Genomic DNA, 16,069 nt, shown 5'->3' with positions numbered 1-16,069 from the left:
TATTTGGTTCTGCACTGATCTCCATTAAAATATTTAATTTTTAAATAGTTAGTCCGACGTCTACCATGCCCAAAGCGGCGGTGGCCAGTCCGTCGCGCGATGTCCGTTCGCCCCGAGGGCCAAGTTGAGGAGAAGAAGATGTTGCTGATCCGTTTGTCCATCCATGGCGCCTGGCTGCTGGCGTTGCTGATGTCGTGGGCGGGCTCTGCCGCCGGCGGCGAGCCGGAGGAGCGGCTGCGGGCGGCGGCGACCGCGGGCGATGCCCAGGGGGTGCGGGCGCTGCTGGCGCAGGGTGCGGACAAGGAAGCCCGGGACCGGCAAGGCCGCACACCGCTGCTGATTGCCACCCATCACAACCAGGTGGCGGCCGCCCGGGTGCTGATCGAAGCCGGGGCGGACGTGAACGCCAAGGACAATATCGATGACAGCCCCTACCTCTATGCCGGGGCCCGGGGATACAACGAGATCCTGAAGATGACCCTGGCCCACGGGGCCGATCTGGCCAGCACCAACCGCTATGGCGGCACGGCCCTGATCCCCGCAGCCGAGCGCGGCCATGTGGACACGGTGCGCCTGTTGATTGCGGCCGGGGTGGACGTGAACCATATCAATCGCCTGCACTGGACGGCGCTGATGGAGGCCATTGTGCTCGGCCGGGGCGGACCCGAGCATACCGAAATCGTGCAATTGCTGGTGGATGCAGGGACGGATCTGAATATCGCCGACGCAGACGGCATCAGTCCGCTCCGGCATGCCCGCCAGCGCGGCTATGCCGAGATAGTGCGCATCCTGGAGCAGGCCGGCGCCCGTTAACGACCACCCGATCGGGCAATGCCGTTCACTTAAGGTGAAAAGGGGAGTCCTCCTCCACACGCCGACTCGCCGAAATCCCGTTCCTGGGGGCTCGGCGGCGTCACTGACCGCCAGGGATGGCGGGAATGCCGGAACGGCAGGAGCATTTTCCGGCCATGACGCCAACGGTCGGCTTGGTAGATGAGGACTCCCTTAACTGAACAGCATTACCCGCCCGGGGCCGCATTTTTCCTATCCGGTGATGACCCTGCTGCCCACCCTGCCGATGGGCACTGGCGGCTTTGCCTCGCCCCGGATCCAGGCCCGCGGGGACTGCCGCCGGGGCATGCTCAGGGCCCTGATGCAGGGCGGCGCCTGCTAGCCTTGCTTGTCGAAAGCGGGAACACCTTCCGGCAGGGAATACCAGCTTTGCTTTTCACTCACCCAGACATGCATCGTCGGCTGGAACATAGTGTCATCCGCCAGGTCCACCGGCTTGAGTTTCAGCTTGATGATCTCCGGCTGCGCCGGGTTGTAATGATAGATGCGGTTGCCACAGCCGGGGCAGAACTTGGCATTGTTCCTGTTGCCGCTTTCCGCCAGCCGGCCCCATTCTTTCATCTCGCCGGTAAAGCGGATGGCCTCTGCCGGAACGAGGGCGGTGACGCTGAACGGAGCGGTGGCCAGCTTTTGGCACTCCTTGCAATGGCAGGCAATGACTTTCCTGGGGGGGGCGTTCAACTCATAAGTGACGCCGCCGCACTGGCAGGAGCCCTGGATGGGATAATTCATCTTGTATCTCCGCATGGGTTGGATATGGAATGAGGTGTGGTTCTTTTGGAACCATTCTGACCTGCCCCATAGCAAACCGCAACGGTGAGCGGACATCGGTTCACCCCCTCTGTTTCTGCCTCGCCTGGCTGGGGGAGATACCGAAGTAATCCTTGAAGCAATGGCTGAAGTGGGTGGAACTGAGGAAACCGCAGGCCACGGCGATGTTGACTATGGTGTCATCGCTCTGCAACAGCAGGCGGCGGGCATGGGTGATGCGCAGCTCCAGGTAGTAACGGGAGGGAGTGGTTTCCATGTGGGTTTGAAACAGCCGCTCGATGCGGCGCCGGGACACCCCCACGAAGGAGGCCAGTTCGTCGACGCTGAGCGGCTCTTCGATATTGGTGCTCATCAGCCGCAGCAGGTTGCGCAGGGTCTCGGGGAAGCTGGGATCATCGGCGGGCAGCACCAGTTTGGCCTCGTCGCTGTCGGCCACCTGATCACAGCTGAGGATCTCCCGGATGGCCCGCACCGTGGCCTTGTCCTGAACCTGTTCGATCAGCGCCAGCATCATCTCCAGGGCACTGCTGGGGCCGGCGCTGGTCACCCGTTTTTCCTCCACCACCAGCACCCGCTCGGAAACCCTTACCTTGTCGAACCGCTCCCGGGCAAAGGCGTGGTTGTCCGGGTGCAGGGCGCAACTGTGCTGGTCGAGCAGGCCGGCGTATGCCAGCGGGATGGCGCCGTTCCAGAGTCCGCCCAGGATGATATCCTGCTTGGCCGCCGCCCTCAGCTTGGCGGTCAGCAGCGGCTGTTCCGCCAGGGAGCAACGATAGCCGCCGCAGACAATCAGGATATCGAGGGCTTCCTCGCCCTCCAGCGGCAACAGCGTCAGCTCGCCGCTGGTGGAGATGTCGAGCGCCAGATCGCTTTTCACCATCACCGAATCCAGCCCGAAGGTACAGAAGCTGAACAGGGGGGCGGTGCGCACCAGGTTGGCGGTGACCAGGGCGTCGACCGCCGCGGTAAAGGCCATCATGGAAAAGTGTTCCAGCAGTACAAAGCCGACCCGTACCGGCTCGTCGTCGGTGTCCGGGCTCGGCAGGAAGGCGCTGTTGGCATCACGCAACAGGCTACTGAAATGACGTTTTTCTTTGGCTTCACGCATCGATGGCTGGCTCGCTACAGCGGGTGATAACCAGGCCGAACCTGGATAAATGAACGTTGGCTCAATAATACCGGCTCCTGCCCCGCTTTTCATCCACAGGGCGGCAGGTGGCGGTCGCGTATCGTAACATTTCCCGCACATTCCTGTCGCAAATACACAGCATTGCGCCGCTGCCAGTCAAACACCGGGTGCTTGCACTCTTTACTATGACCCTCAATAAGGCTTGGAGTGTACCCGGTAGGGTACCCGCCAGGGATGATAAGTCTGTTTGGGTGGCCCATCGCCCGGAAAGGAGAATAAAGAAGATGTTTAGTAAGCAAACGCGCATTCAGGATGCAGATCCGGCTGTCTGGGCCGCCATGGAAGAAGAAGCCAGCCGTCAGGAGCAGCATATCGAGCTGATCGCCTCCGAGAACTACACCAGTCCGGCGGTGATGGAAGCTCAGGGTTCGGTGCTGACCAACAAGTACGCCGAAGGCTACCCGGGCAAGCGTTATTACGGCGGCTGTCTGGCCGTCGACAAGATTGAGCAGCTGGCCATCGATCGCGCCAAGGCACTGTTCGGCGCGGACTATGCTAACGTCCAGCCCCATTCCGGCTCCCAGGCCAATGCCGCCGTCTTTATGGCCCTGTGCGCCCCGGGCGATACCGTGCTCGGCATGAGCCTGGCCCATGGCGGCCACCTGACCCACGGTGCCAAGGTCAGCTTTTCCGGCAAGATCTACAATGCGGTGCAATACGGCCTGAACGAAGCCACCGGCGAGGTGGATTACGACCAGGTCGAAGCCCTGGCCATCGAGCACAAGCCGCGCATGATAGTGGCCGGTTTTTCCGCCTATTCCCGGGTGATGGACTGGGCCCGCTTCCGCGCCATCGCCGACAAGGTGGGCGCCTGGCTGTTCGTGGACATGGCCCATGTCGCCGGCCTGGTCGCCGCCGGCCTCTATCCCAACCCGCTGCCCTTTGCCGACGTGGTCACCACCACCACCCACAAGACCCTGCGCGGCCCCCGTGGCGGCCTGATCCTGGCGCGCGCCAACCCCGAGCTCGAGAAGAAGCTCAACGCCGCCGTGTTCCCCGGTGGTCAGGGCGGCCCGCTGATGCACGCCATCGCCGCCAAGGCGGTGGCCTTTGCCGAAGCCCTGGCCCCTGAGTTCCGTGATTATCAGCAGGGCGTGATCGACAACGCCCGCGCCATGGTGGAAGTGTTCCAGAAACGGGGGTTCAAGGTGGTGTCCAACGGCACCGACAACCATCTGTTCCTGCTGGACCTGTCCGATAAGGGCATCACCGGCAAGGACGCGGATCGGGTGCTGGGCGATGCCCATATCACGGTCAACAAGAATGCCGTACCCAATGATCCCCAGTCGCCTTTCGTGACTTCCGGCCTGCGCATCGGCACCCCGGCGGTGACCAGCCGCGGCTTCAAGGTTGAACATTGCCGCCAGCTGGCCGGCTGGATCTGCGACATCCTGGAGCACATGGATGACCCCGAGGTGATTATCGCGGTGAAAGATCAGGTCGCCACCCTGTGCAGCTATTTCCCGGTGTATCGCTAACCCAAAATTCGCGTCGACGAGCGACTGACAGTGCTCGCCCTTATCAAGAACAGGTGACAGTATGCAAAAGTATTCAGGTTTCGGGTTGCTCAAGCACGCCCTCAGCCACCACGAGAACTGGCAGCGGGTGTGGCAGAATCCCACCCCCAAGAAAGACGGCTACGACGTGATCATCGTCGGCGGCGGCGGCCACGGCCTGGCCACCGCCTATTACCTGGCCAAGGTGCACGGCATCACCAATGTGGCGGTGATCGAGAAGGGCTACCTGGGCGGCGGCAACACCGCCCGCAACACCACCATAGTGCGTTCCAACTACCTGTGGGACGAGGCCGCCTGGCTGTATGAACATTCCATGAAGCTGTGGGAAGGCCTGGCCCAGGATCTCAACTACAACCTGATGTTCAGCCAGCGCGGCGTGCTCAATCTGGGCCACACCCTGCAGGACATGCGTGACATCGAGCGCCGGGTCAACGCCAACCGCCTCAACGGCATCGACGGCGAAGTGCTCAGCGCTCAGCAGGTGCAGGAGATGGTGCCGATCCTCGACTGCTCCAAGAACGCCCGTTACCCGGTGATGGGCGCCTCCTGGCAGGCCCGCGGCGGCACCGCCCGCCACGACGCCGTGGCCTGGGGCTTCGCCCGCGCCGCCGATGCGCTCGGTGTGCACCTGATCCAGCAGACCGAAGTCACCGGCATCCGCCGCGCCAACGGCGCCGTTACCGGCGTGGAAACCAGCCGCGGCTTCATTCCCGCGCCCAAGGTGGCCTGCGTGACCGCCGGCAACTCCGGGGTGATGGCCGGCATGGTCGGCATGAAGCTGCCGCTCGAGTCCCACCCGCTGCAGGCCATGGTCTCCGAGCCGCTCAAGCCGATCCTCGACACCGTGGTGATGTCCAACCACGTACACGGCTATGTGTCCCAGTCCGACAAGGGTGACCTGGTGATCGGCGCCGGTATCGACAGCTTCCTCGGCTACGGCCAGCGCGGCTCTTTCCCGACCGTCGAGCACACCATCGCCGCCATCGTCGAGATGTTCCCGATCTTCAGCCGGGTGCGCCTCAACCGCACCTGGGGCGGCATCGTCGACACCTGTCCGGACGCCTGCCCGATCATTTCCAAGACCCACATCAAGGGGCTCTATTTCAACTGCGGCTGGGGCACCGGCGGCTTCAAGGCCACCCCGGGCTCGGGCCATGTGTTTGCCCACACCATCGCCCATGACGAGCCGCACGATCTGGCCCGGCCCTTTACCATCGACCGCTTCAACACCGGTCACCTGATCGACGAACACGGCGCCGCCGGCGTGGCCCACTAAGGAGAGCCCCATGTTACATATCTATTGCCCTCACTGCGGTGAGCTGCGGGAAGAAGAAGAGTTTCACTGTGCCGGCGAAGCCCATATCAGCCGCCCCGAGAACCCGGATGCGCTGACCGACGAACAATGGGCCCAGTACCTGTTTTTCCGCAAGAACCCGCGCGGCCTGCACCACGAGCTGTGGATCCATGCCACCGGCTGCCGCAAGTTCTTCAACGCGACCAGGCACACGGTGACCTACGAGATCAAGGAAACCTACAAGATTGGCGAGCAACCCCAGGTGGTTGAGCAAGGAGGCAACGCATGAGCCAGACAAACCGCATCAGCAGCAAGGGCCGGGTCAACCGCAGCAAGCCCCTGAGCTTTATCTTCAACGGCAGCCGTTACCAGGGTTTCGAGGGCGACACCATCGCCTCGGCCCTGCTGGCCAACGGCATCGACGTGGTCGGCCGCTCCTTCAAGTATTCCCGTCCGCGCGGCATCACCGCCGCCGGCGCCGAAGAGCCGAACTGCATCCTGCAGGTGGGCAGCACCGAAGCGACCCTGATCCCCAACATCCGCGGCACCCAGGCCGAGCTGTATGACGGTCTGACCGCCACCAGCACCAACGGCTGGCCCAATGTGGAGCGGGATCTGATGGGCGCCATCGGCAAGCTGGGCGGCAACCTGATGCCGCCGGGTTTCTACTACAAGACCTTCATGTACCCCGAGTCCATGTGGCCGACCTACGAAAAGCTGATCCGCAAGGCCGCCGGCCTAGGCCGGGTGCCCAAGGCGCGGGATCCGGACAGCTACGACAAGCTCAACCACCACTGCGACGTGCTGATCGTCGGTGGCGGCGCCGCCGGCCTGGCAGCGGCGCTGGCCGCCGGTCGCCGCGGCGCGCGGGTGATGCTGGTCGACGAGCAGAACGAGTTCGGTGGTCACCTGCTGCACAGCACCCAGCTGATCAACGGCCAGGCGTCGGCCCAGTGGGTGGCCGAGGCGGTCAAGGAGCTGCGCAGCTTACCCGATGTGCAGCTGCTGCCGCGCAGCACCGCCAACGGCTACTACGATCAGAACTTTGTCACCGTACTGGAGCGGCGCACCGATCACCTGGGTGAGCGGGTGTCGGGCCAGAGCCGCCAGCGGCTGCACCGGATCCGTGCCAAGCAGGTGATCCTGGCCACCGGCGCCCATGAGCGGCCGCTGGTGTTCGGCAACAACGACCTGCCCGGCTGCCTGGTGGCCGGTGCCGTGTCCACCTATATCAACCGCTACGGTGTGGTACCGGGTCAGCAGCTGGTGCTGATGACGGCTAACGACCATGGCTACCAGACCGCCATCGACTGGCTGGACGCCGGCCGTCCGGTGGCGGCGGTGGTCGACAGCCGGGCCGCGCCCAGGGGAGAACGCTATCAGGCGCTGAAGGCGCGCGGCGTGACCATCTATACCGGCCACGGCGTGATCGAGGCCAAAGGCAAGAAGCGGGTATCCGGGGTTCTGGTGGCACCGCTCAGCGCCGACGGCACCCAGGTGACCGGCAAGGCGGTCGAGCTGGCCTGTGACACCATCGCCAGCTCCGGCGGTTGGAGCCCGGTGGTGCACCTGGCCTGCCATACCGGTTCCAAGCCGGTGTGGCGGGACGACATCGCCGGCTTCGTTCCCGGCCCGACCGTGCAGAAGCAGCGGTTGGCCGGCGGGGTTCAGGGCAGCTATGCGCTGTCGGCCGTGCTGGCCGAAGGCCTGGCCGCCGGCCGTGAAGCGGCCGTCGCCGCCGGTTACGGTGAGCTGGCCGCCAACGTGGTGGATGCGGAGATCAGCACCCGGGATCCGAAGGAAGATGCCGCCCAGGCCCTGTACCTGGTGCCGCACAGCAAGCCGGTGAGCCGGGCGCCCAAGCAGTTCGTCGATTACCAGAACGACGTGACCGCGGCGGGCATCCAGCTGGCGGTACGCGAAGGCTTCGAGTCCATCGAGCACATCAAGCGCTATACCGCCATGGGCTTCGGCACCGATCAAGGCAAGCTGGGTAACATCAACGGCATGGCCATCGCCGCCCAGACCATGAACAAGAGCATCCCGGAAACCGGCACCACCGTGTTCCGCCCCAACTACACCCCGGTGACCTTCGGGGCGCTGGCCGGGCGCGATGCCCACCACCTGTTCGATCCGGCGCGCTTTACCCCCATGCATGCCTGGCATGTGAAACAGGGCGCCGAATTCGAGGACGTGGGCCAGTGGAAACGTCCCTGGTTCTTCCCCAAGGCCGGTGAAGACATGCACCAGGCGGTCAACCGCGAATGCGTGGCGACCCGCACCAGCGTAGGCATCATGGATGCCTCGACCCTGGGCAAGATCGATATCCAGGGCGCGGGCGCGCGGGAATTCCTCAACCGCATCTATACCAACGCCTGGACCAAGCTGGGTGTGGGCAAGTGCCGCTACGGCCTGATGTGCAAGGAAGACGGCATGATCTTCGATGACGGGGTGACCTCCTGCATCGACGACAACCACTTCATCATGACCACCACCACAGGCGGCGCCGCCGGCGTGCTGCAGTGGCTGGAGCTGTGGCACCAGACCGAATGGCCGGAGCTGGAAGTGTACATGACCAGCGTCACCGACCACTGGGCGACCATGACCATCTCGGGCCCCAACAGCCGCAAGGTGCTGGAGAAGGTAGCCGAGGACGTGGACCTGTCCGGCGACAACTTCAAGTTCATGGACTGGAAACCGGCGACCGTGGCCGGGGTGGCGGCGCGGATCTTCCGCATTTCCTTTACCGGTGAGCTGAGTTTCGAGATCAACGTGCAGGCCAACTCCGGCTTGCATGTGTGGGAAGCGCTGATGGAGGCGGGTGCCGAGTTCGACATCACCCCCTACGGCACCGAGACCATGCACGTGTTGCGGGCCGAGAAGGGCTTTATCATCGCCGGTCAGGACACCGACGGCTCGGTGACCCCGGACGACATGGCGATGGGCTGGGCGATCGGCAAGCAGAAGGAGTTTCCGTTTATCGGCAAGCGTTCCTGGTCACGCTCCGACACCAAACGGACCGACCGCAAGCAATTCGTGGGACTGAAGTCCAAGGATCCCAAGACGGTGATCCCGGAAGGGGCGCAGATCGTGCTGGATCCCAAGCAGGCCATCCCGATGAAGATGGAAGGCCATGTGTCATCCAGCTATTACAGCGCCAACCTGGGCCACTCCATCGCGCTGGCGCTGGTCAAGGACGGCCTGCAGCGCACCGGTCAGACCGTGTACTGCCCGCTGGCGGACGGCCGCGTGCTGGAAGCGGAAATCACCAGCCCCATTTTCTATGATCCCAAAGGAGAGCGTCAGCATGTCTAAGGTTACCACCAAACTGGCCGAGTCCGGCCACCGGGTTCGGGTTGAATCACCCCTGTACCATGCCGACCTGCCGGCGCTGGCCGAAAAGAATCTGCAGGGGGAAGTGCTGTTGCGGGAGAAGGCGTTGCTGGGGCACCTGGTGCTGCGCGGCAATGCGGGCAACGAGCTGTTCACCAGCGTGGTAGCCAAGGTACTGGGGGTGGCATTGCCCACCCAGCCCAGCAGCTCGGTGGAAAGCGACCAGGTGCTGGTGCAGTGGCTGGCGCCGGACGAGTGGCTGATCATAGTGCCAGGCGGCCGGGAAGGGGCGCTGGAGGCCGAGCTGCGCGAGCAGCTGTCCGGTCACTATGCCATCAATGACGTCAGTGGCGGCCAGACGGTGCTGGAGCTGTCCGGTCCCAAGGCGGAGCTGGTGTTGCGCAAGTCGACGCCCTATGACATCCATCCGTCCAACTTCCCCACCGGCAAGTGTGTGGGCACGGTATTCGCCAAGACCAGCGTGTTGCTGCGGCGGACCGGCGCCGACAGCTTCGAGCTGGTGGTCCGTCGCAGCTTCGCGGACTACATCTGGATGTGGCTGCAGGATGCCAGCCAGGAATACGGTCTGGTGATCAAGCGCTAACCGTTGAGGCCGGGTGCTGTCTACCCTCGGGCCGACAGCGCCCGGCCCGGTTTCAACCACGGCAATCAATACGACCATTAAGGAAATAACATGTCAAAACGGATTACGGTATTACGCGACACCCAGCCGGATGTATTGCTGGATGCCACCAAATGGGAAAAACTGTCCGGCGACCCGCACACGGTGAACCTGAATGCCTATACCTCGGAAGACGGCAGCAAGATCATGGGTACCTGGATCTGCACCCCGGGCAAATGGGCGGTGAACTATACCAAGTGGGAATACTGCGATTTCCGTGAAGGCTACTGCATCCTCACCCCGGAAGGGGGAGAGCCCATCCACCTCAAGGCCGGCGACATCTTCGTGGTCGAGCCCGGCTTCCAGGGCACCTGGGAAGTAGTGGAAACGGTCAGGAAATATTTCGTCTTCGCCTGATCTTTACCTTTTAAGCCGATACCCGGCCAGCACATCACAGCCCTTAGGCAGCCATGCCTAAGGGCTTTTATCTTATGCGGACTCAGGCCCGGGCATCGATGGCGAAACGCGCTACCACCTGCCTGACGTTCTGGCCAATGAGATCCATCGCACCGTCATCGACCAGCCGGGTGGGGGTCAGCCAGGTGCCGCCACAGCAGATAACCCGCGGCAGCGTCAGATAATCGCCGGCATTTTCCAGCGTCAGGCCACCGGTCGGCATCAGGCTTATCTGCTGATAAGGCGCCAGCAGGGACTTGACCATGTTGATGCCTCCCGAGGCTTCGGCCGGGAAGAATTTGAGCAGGCTCAGCTCAAGCTCCAGTGCCTGCTCCACCTGGCTTGGGTTATTGATGCCGGGAATAAAGGGCACGCCCAGGGAGCGGCAGGCCTTGACCGTCGTGGGGTTCAGGCCGGGGGCGACCATAAATTCGGCCCCCGCCGCGAGGGCCGCCTCGGCCTGGGCGCCGTTAAGTATGGTGCCGGCACCGATGCAGAGCTTGGGGCAGGCTTGTTTCATCAGGCGAATGGCGTCGGCCGCCCCTTCACTCCTGAAGGTCACTTCGGCCACGGGCAAGCCGTTGTCGACCAGGGCTCTGGCCAGGGCGGGGGCTTGTTCTACCCGGTTGATCTGGATAACCGGAATGATCTTGAAACGGGCCAGGGTGGTGGCCAAGGTCGTTTGGGTCAGCATGTTGTTTCCTTTAGAGCAGTGCAGCCATGGCGTCCCGGGGGATGATGGCCCCGGGATACCGGATAACGGTCGCGGCCAGCCGGTGGCCGAGTCGGGCGGAAGCGACGGGGCTTTCCCCCCGCAGGCGGGCCGCCAGGTAGCCGGCGGCGAAGGAGTCGCCGGCGGCACAGGTATCCACGACCGGACTGACGGGCTCGGGTGCCAGTGTCCACCGCTGCCGGTCGAGGGCGATCACACAGGCCTCGGCGCCGCGTTTGATGACCAGCTCCCGACAGCCGTGCCGCTGCCAGCGGCTGATCAGGGCTTCCACAGGGGCGCCTGGGTAGAGGGCCAGTTCATCCTCTTCGGTCAGCAGGGCCAGGCTGACCCAGGGTGCCAGCCGGTGGTAGTAGTCCCTGGCCTGCTCGGCAGACCAGAGTCTGGGTCTGAAGTTGTTGTCGAAGATCACCTCCAGGCCACGTTCCCGGGCCAGCCGGGCGCACGCCAGCAGGCGCTCGCGGCCGGCCGGGGGCAGTATGGCTAGGCTGATGCCGCTCAGGTAGAAGGCATCCCAGCCGTCCTGTGCCAGGGTCTGCTCCAGGCGGGTCTGGACCGAGGCGAAATATTCCCGTACCGGGCTGGCCGAGCGCCAGTAATGGAAGTGACGCTCGCCGTCTTGCGCGACTGTGACCAGGTAAAGCCCGGGGCTGCTTGCTTCCCGGTGTTCTACCCAATGGCAATCCAAGTCCTCATCCCGCCAGGCATTGACCAGGTCGGTGCTGAGCTGATCGTCGCCCAATGCCGTGGCATAGGCGACCTTGTGGCCATAACGGGGTGCCAGACGAGCGAGGTATAAACAGGTGTTGAGGGTGTCGCCACCGAAGCGCAGCGCCAGGGGGGCGCCGCTTATCTCCAGCATACATTCGCCGAAGCCGATAATATTCATATCCATCTCCAGGCGGCCGGGGCCGCCTTTAGTTATGCCGTATTACGCCGTCTTGGTTTGGGAGCTGGCGGCCACCGTCTGGCTGCCTGCCGTTTCCATCTGTTCCCGCTCCTCGGTGAGGATCCGCAGTGCCTCTTCGGGAGCGACCTTGTTGGCGGGGGTCAGCAGGCTCACCAGGAAGCCGGAGCCGGCGGCCACTATGACCGACGGGATGCAGGGATTGCCCCAGTAGGCATTCCAGTCGCCGTTGAGGATCACCGAGAAGGAGGCGACGGACGCCCCTATCAGGCTGGCAATGGCCCCTTGCCAGTTATAGCGCGGCCAGTAGCGACCGAGCAGGGCGCAGACGAACATCCCCGACATCACGGTGGAGATCATCCGGGTGATGTAGGTGATGATGTCATTGGAGGTGAGGGCGAAGGCCAGGGCCAGGCCGATGACCGCCACCAGGGCATAGCGGGAGTAGCTGATGGTTTTTTCCTGAGCCGGCATGCGGCCGGTGAACAGGACATACAGATCCCGCAGCATGATGGATACCCCGGCGATGGCATCCGAGCTGGCCGACGACATGGTGGCGGAGAGGCCGGCGATCAGTACCACCAGGGCCAGGGAGGCGGGCAGCACGGTGGCGGCCACGAAGGGGAAGGCGAAGTTGTTGTTATCGAGACCGGGGTCAATCACATGGGCCGCCATGCCGATGATGGCCGGGAGGGCGGCAAAGAACAGGTAGAGCACCCCGGAAATCACGAAGGAACGACGCACCGTGCCCACATCCTTGCCGGAATAGATGCGCTGACGGAAGGAAGGGGTAGCCAGTACGCCCACACCCACGACCACGGCGAGGGAAATGGCCGGCAGTGTCCCCAGTTTTTCCACGGCAAACGGCGTCAGCACCGCGGGATCCAGCCCCTGGTAGAGGTTGTCCCAGCCACCGATATAGTGAACGGCGCCGACGGCCATCAGGATAAAGCCGAAGAAGAGCACCAGGGCCTGTATGGTGTCGGTCCAGACCACGGCGGTATAGCCGCCGATCACCACGTAGATGGTAAAGCCCAGGGCAATACAGATTTTAGCCGTGGTGATATCGATACCGGCGGCCCAGGATAGGTACAGGCTGCCCCCCAGTATGTGGGCGCCGAGCCAGCCGATGCAGGCGATAAAGATAAGCACCCCCACCAGATTTTTGACCGTGCGGTTGGCGCCTACATAATAGGATAGTTCCTCACTCATGGTCATAAAACGGAGTTTTCTGACCGGGGCAAACCACCAGGCGGTGAGCAGTATGCCGATGGCCCCGCCGATGCCGTAGAGCATGCCGGCCCAGCCGTTGGCATAGCCAAACCCCACGGCGCCCATGCTGGAACCCGTGCCCACCATGGTCGCGACCGTGGTGCCCAGGGTCAGGAAGAGCGGCAGCGAGCGCCCCCCCAGCAGGAAGTCGGTGCCCGACTTCTGGTTACGGGAAACCCGCCAGCCCAGCCAGATCATAAATACTACATAGGCCAGAAAGCCGCTTAGAAACAGTGTACTGTCCATAACACACCCTTTATAATTTCGTCGCTAAAACGTTTGATTGATTTGGGCGCCGCTTGTCGGCGCTTTTTTTTTGTGGCGGGCCTTGGCCCGCCGCGCTCCCTCAGCGGGGAGCCTGGTAACAGGTCAGATCCACTTCCACCTTGCAGTCGACGACCAGATCGGCCACGGCACAGATGCGGGCCGGCGGATGGGCGCCGAAATACTCCCTGAACACCTTGTTGAAGGAAGTGAAGTAACGGGCATCTGTCAGTATGACCTTGACATGGACCACATGCTCCAGGCCGTAACCCGCATCGCGCATGATCTCCAGGCAGTTTTCAATGGCCAGGCGCGATTGCTCCACTATGCCCCCCTCGACCACCTCGCCGTCTTTCATCGGCGTCTGGCCCGAGACATAGAGCCAGCCACCGGCCTCGACCGCCCGGGCAAAGGGCAGGTGCTGCCCGCCTGTGCCGGTGCCGCCTTCGGTACCGTAACGCTTGATACTCATCGTGTTTCTCCTCGATAGTGTTTGGGATATAAAAATCGTCCCTGGCGCCGGTCGGTCGCGGCACCATCCCGGTAACTGAGGGTGCCGTTGACCCACACCTGGCGGATGCCTTGTGCTGGCGTGCAGGGATGGTTAAAGGTGGCGCTGTCCTGGATGCGTTCGGGATCGAACAACACCAGATCGGCGAAATAACCGGGTTTGAGCAGGCCTCTGTCGACCAGGCCGAAGCGGTGAGCCGACAGCCCTGTCATCTTGTGCACTGCCTCCGCCAGGGAGAACAGGCCCTGATCCCGGCTGTAATGACCCAGCACCCGGGGGAAGGCGCCCCACAGGCGCGGGTGGGGATGGGGATCATTGGGCAGGCCATCGGAGCCCACCATGCTCAGGGGGTGGGCCAGTACCCGGCGCACGTCTTCCTCTGCCATGCAGTGATAGACGGCACCGGCAGGCATAAGGCGCTCCGCAGCCTGATACAGGGGCAGCTGCCACAAGGCCGCGATCTCGGCCAGGGTCCGCCCGGCCAGTTCGGGGTGAGGATCGGACCAGGTGATAAAAATCTCGAAGTCGTCGGTCACCTGCTTGAGATCCAGGGTGGAGGAGCTGGCGGCATAGGGATAGCAGTCGCAGGCGACATCCTGGTGGCGGGCCGCCAGCTCCAGGGCTGCCAGGGTCTGGACGGTTCTGCCCCAGTTTCCGGCACCGGCACACTTGAGGTGGGAGATCACCACCGGCACCCGGCCATGGCGACCGGTGGCGAAGGCTTCTTCCATGGCTTCCAGTATGCCTTCGAATTCCGTCCTGAGGTGGGTGGTATAGATGGCGTCGAAGCGGGACAGCTCCTCGACCAGGGCCATGACCTCGGCAGCGGGGGCGGCATTGGCACTGGCGTAAGCCAGCCCGGAGCTGAGTCCCAGGGCGCCTTGCTCCAGGGCCTGGCTCAGCTGGGCACGCATGGCCGAGCTCTCTTCCGGACGGGCGGCGCGGTAGAGGTCGTCCATATGGTTCTGGCGCAGGGCGGTGTGGCCTATCAGGGCGGCGACGTTGACGCTGGGCCTGGCCTGGTTGACGGCGTCGATATAAGCGGACAGGGTGGGGTAGCAGAAGTCGGCCTGCTCCCCCAACAGGTTCATGGGATCCGGGGGCGCGCCGGCCAGGGTGACGGGGGCGGCGCTGATGCCGCAGTTGCCGACGATAACGGTCGTCACTCCCTGGCTGAGCTTGGGCAGCATCTCCGGGGTGCGGATGACGTTGGTATCATCATGGGTATGGACATCGATAAAACCCGGAGCCAGGACCAGGCCCCGCCCATCTATCCGATGTCTGGCGGTGCCAGCCAACGCGGGCCCTATGGCCTGGATCCGCTCCCCCCGAATGGCCACGTCGGCCACATAGGGGACGCCGCCGTTGCCATCTATCAGCGAGGCCTGGGTGATAACTACGTCATAATCCATGCTACATCTTCCTGCTTTGTCCCGGCTCAGTCGCCGAGGGGTTGTCTGTCGGTGCCGCCGCGGTGGGCATCCAGGGTCAGCTTCAATCGTCTCAGCTGGTCCCGGACCTGACGTTTATGGGCCAGGGCCAATTCGGTGGCCACTACATCGATCAGTGCCATCATGGCGTAGCGCGATGCGGTGGGTTTGTAGATAAAATCCGTCTCCTGGGTCACCAGCCCCAGGGTCAGATCGGCCACTTTCGCCAGCGGAGAGCCCTTGCTGGTGATGGCGATCACCTTGGCACCATAGTGCTTGGCGATCTCTGCCGACTCCACGACCTCGGGGGTGAAGCCCGTCAGCGAGAGGGCGACGAACACATCCTTGGCCGAGACCGAGGAGGCCACCATGCGGCCGAGCAGGCCGTCGTTATAGCTGCTCACCACAAACCCCAGGCGGAACAACCGGAACTGCAGCTCCTGGGCCATGATGGTAGAGCCGCCGCCCATGCCCACGACCAGCGTCTGGCGGGCCTGGCTCAGCCAGCCCACCGCCTGTTTAATCGCGGCCTCGTCCACCACCTTGCGGTTCATCTCCAGCACATTCTTGATGCCTTCATAGATGCCGTTGATACCGTCTAAATCCGGCGCCTCGTGGATGAAGCGCTGTCCCACCGCCAGGGACTGGGCCAGGCGTACCTTCAGGTCCCGTACGTCCCGGCAGTTCACCGACTTGGCGAAGCGGGTAATGGTGGCCTGGCTGACCCCCGCCTCCTGCGCCAGCTGGCCTATGCTGGCCCGGGCCGATGCGGCGATATCGTCCAGCACCAGCTGGGCGACCCGTTTCTCGGCATCGCTCAGCTCGGGAAACTTTTCGGTGATGCGGGACACTATGTCGATCTCGTATGTCATCTTGAACCTCGTCAAAATTATTGTCTTTTCCTCTTCCCAAAACAGTGAA

Annotated in this window: 15 protein-coding genes; 7 read left to right on the top strand and 8 right to left on the bottom strand. The window is 63.4% G+C overall.

The window, feature by feature from the left end:
- The first annotated feature begins 138 nt into the window (after positions 1-138).
- On the top strand, positions 139-813 hold the full coding sequence (locus tag ABD806_RS08385) for an ankyrin repeat domain-containing protein (protein WP_344956829.1): 675 nt from the start codon (positions 139-141) through the stop codon (positions 811-813).
- A 357-nt stretch (positions 814-1,170) separates the two neighbouring features.
- Here ABD806_RS08385 and ABD806_RS08380 read toward each other — a convergent pair whose 3' ends face one another.
- A complete protein-coding gene (locus ABD806_RS08380; protein ID WP_344956827.1) occupies positions 1,171-1,584 on the bottom strand; it encodes a GFA family protein in 414 nt (137 codons plus the stop codon).
- Between the two features lie 100 nt (positions 1,585-1,684).
- Entirely contained in the window at positions 1,685-2,731 is a 1,047-nt protein-coding gene (locus ABD806_RS08375; protein ID WP_344956825.1) for a GlxA family transcriptional regulator, read from the bottom strand.
- 305 nt (positions 2,732-3,036) lie between these two features.
- Between ABD806_RS08375 and glyA the strand changes: the two genes are divergently transcribed.
- From glyA to ABD806_RS08345, 6 genes are all read left to right on the top strand, one after another.
- Positions 3,037-4,290, top strand: coding sequence for a serine hydroxymethyltransferase (gene glyA / locus ABD806_RS08370; RefSeq protein ID WP_344956823.1), 1,254 nt, complete (start codon positions 3,037-3,039; stop codon positions 4,288-4,290).
- A 61-nt stretch (positions 4,291-4,351) separates the two neighbouring features.
- Entirely contained in the window at positions 4,352-5,605 is a 1,254-nt protein-coding gene (locus ABD806_RS08365) for a sarcosine oxidase subunit beta family protein (RefSeq protein WP_344956821.1), read from the top strand.
- Positions 5,606-5,615: 10 nt separating this feature from the next.
- Positions 5,616-5,912 carry a sarcosine oxidase subunit delta gene (locus tag ABD806_RS08360; RefSeq protein ID WP_344956819.1) on the top strand — a complete coding sequence of 99 codons (297 nt, stop codon included), beginning with the start codon at positions 5,616-5,618 and terminating at the stop codon, positions 5,910-5,912.
- Entirely contained in the window at positions 5,909-8,938 is a 3,030-nt protein-coding gene (locus ABD806_RS08355) for a sarcosine oxidase subunit alpha family protein (protein ID WP_344956817.1), read from the top strand. Before ABD806_RS08360 ends, ABD806_RS08355 begins: the two co-directional genes overlap by 4 nt.
- Positions 8,931-9,560 (top strand): sarcosine oxidase subunit gamma, encoded by a 630-nt coding sequence (locus ABD806_RS08350; RefSeq protein WP_344956815.1) that lies wholly within the window; start codon positions 8,931-8,933, stop codon positions 9,558-9,560. Before ABD806_RS08355 ends, ABD806_RS08350 begins: the two co-directional genes overlap by 8 nt.
- A 90-nt stretch (positions 9,561-9,650) precedes the next feature.
- Complete coding sequence (locus ABD806_RS08345; protein WP_344956813.1) at positions 9,651-9,995, top strand: cupin domain-containing protein; 345 nt, start codon at positions 9,651-9,653, stop codon at positions 9,993-9,995.
- 82 nt (positions 9,996-10,077) lie between these two features.
- On the opposite strand, the gene eda is transcribed toward ABD806_RS08345, so the two are convergent.
- The 6 genes from eda to ABD806_RS08315 form a co-directional block, all read right to left on the bottom strand.
- The gene (eda, locus tag ABD806_RS08340) at positions 10,078-10,728 is read right to left on the bottom strand and encodes a bifunctional 4-hydroxy-2-oxoglutarate aldolase/2-dehydro-3-deoxy-phosphogluconate aldolase (protein WP_344956811.1); all 651 of its coding nucleotides are present in this window, start codon (positions 10,726-10,728) and stop codon (positions 10,078-10,080) included.
- A gap of 10 nt (positions 10,729-10,738) precedes the next feature.
- Complete coding sequence (locus tag ABD806_RS08335; protein ID WP_344956808.1) at positions 10,739-11,653, bottom strand: sugar kinase; 915 nt, start codon at positions 11,651-11,653, stop codon at positions 10,739-10,741.
- A gap of 42 nt (positions 11,654-11,695) precedes the next feature.
- Complete coding sequence (locus tag ABD806_RS08330) at positions 11,696-13,189, bottom strand: sodium:solute symporter family protein (protein WP_344956806.1); 1,494 nt, start codon at positions 13,187-13,189, stop codon at positions 11,696-11,698.
- Between the two features lie 100 nt (positions 13,190-13,289).
- Entirely contained in the window at positions 13,290-13,679 is a 390-nt protein-coding gene (locus ABD806_RS08325; protein ID WP_344956804.1) for a RidA family protein, read from the bottom strand.
- The gene (locus tag ABD806_RS08320; protein WP_344956802.1) at positions 13,676-15,130 is read right to left on the bottom strand and encodes an N-acyl-D-amino-acid deacylase family protein; all 1,455 of its coding nucleotides are present in this window, start codon (positions 15,128-15,130) and stop codon (positions 13,676-13,678) included. Before ABD806_RS08320 ends, ABD806_RS08325 begins: the two co-directional genes overlap by 4 nt.
- A 26-nt stretch (positions 15,131-15,156) precedes the next feature.
- Positions 15,157-16,020: a MurR/RpiR family transcriptional regulator gene (locus ABD806_RS08315; RefSeq protein ID WP_344956800.1), complete on the bottom strand. Its 864-nt coding sequence runs from the start codon at positions 16,018-16,020 to the stop codon at positions 15,157-15,159.
- Positions 16,021-16,069: the final 49 nt, after the last annotated feature.

Source organism: Zobellella aerophila (assembly GCF_039539325.1).
GTDB lineage: Bacteria > Pseudomonadota > Gammaproteobacteria > Enterobacterales > Aeromonadaceae > Oceanimonas > Oceanimonas aerophila.
The sequence above is the reverse complement of the archived record's forward strand: the minus strand, read 5'-3'. Positions and strand labels throughout refer to the sequence as shown.

What these genes read in the sequence shown, in the direction of transcription:
- ABD806_RS08385 (WP_344956829.1), top strand. Translation starts at nt 139, where the DNA reads ATGTTGCTGATCCGTTTGTCCATCCATGGCGCCTGGCTGCTGGCGTTG.
- ABD806_RS08380 (WP_344956827.1), bottom strand. Translation starts at nt 1,584, where the DNA reads ATGAATTATCCCATCCAGGGCTCCTGCCAGTGCGGCGGCGTCACTTAT.
- ABD806_RS08375 (WP_344956825.1), bottom strand. Translation starts at nt 2,731, where the DNA reads ATGCGTGAAGCCAAAGAAAAACGTCATTTCAGTAGCCTGTTGCGTGAT.
- glyA (WP_344956823.1), top strand. Translation starts at nt 3,037, where the DNA reads ATGTTTAGTAAGCAAACGCGCATTCAGGATGCAGATCCGGCTGTCTGG.
- ABD806_RS08365 (WP_344956821.1), top strand. Translation starts at nt 4,352, where the DNA reads ATGCAAAAGTATTCAGGTTTCGGGTTGCTCAAGCACGCCCTCAGCCAC.
- ABD806_RS08360 (WP_344956819.1), top strand. Translation starts at nt 5,616, where the DNA reads ATGTTACATATCTATTGCCCTCACTGCGGTGAGCTGCGGGAAGAAGAA.
- ABD806_RS08355 (WP_344956817.1), top strand. Translation starts at nt 5,909, where the DNA reads ATGAGCCAGACAAACCGCATCAGCAGCAAGGGCCGGGTCAACCGCAGC.
- ABD806_RS08350 (WP_344956815.1), top strand. Translation starts at nt 8,931, where the DNA reads ATGTCTAAGGTTACCACCAAACTGGCCGAGTCCGGCCACCGGGTTCGG.
- ABD806_RS08345 (WP_344956813.1), top strand. Translation starts at nt 9,651, where the DNA reads ATGTCAAAACGGATTACGGTATTACGCGACACCCAGCCGGATGTATTG.
- eda (WP_344956811.1), bottom strand. Translation starts at nt 10,728, where the DNA reads ATGCTGACCCAAACGACCTTGGCCACCACCCTGGCCCGTTTCAAGATC.
- ABD806_RS08335 (WP_344956808.1), bottom strand. Translation starts at nt 11,653, where the DNA reads ATGAATATTATCGGCTTCGGCGAATGTATGCTGGAGATAAGCGGCGCC.
- ABD806_RS08330 (WP_344956806.1), bottom strand. Translation starts at nt 13,189, where the DNA reads ATGGACAGTACACTGTTTCTAAGCGGCTTTCTGGCCTATGTAGTATTT.
- ABD806_RS08325 (WP_344956804.1), bottom strand. Translation starts at nt 13,679, where the DNA reads ATGAGTATCAAGCGTTACGGTACCGAAGGCGGCACCGGCACAGGCGGG.
- ABD806_RS08320 (WP_344956802.1), bottom strand. Translation starts at nt 15,130, where the DNA reads ATGGATTATGACGTAGTTATCACCCAGGCCTCGCTGATAGATGGCAAC.
- ABD806_RS08315 (WP_344956800.1), bottom strand. Translation starts at nt 16,020, where the DNA reads ATGACATACGAGATCGACATAGTGTCCCGCATCACCGAAAAGTTTCCC.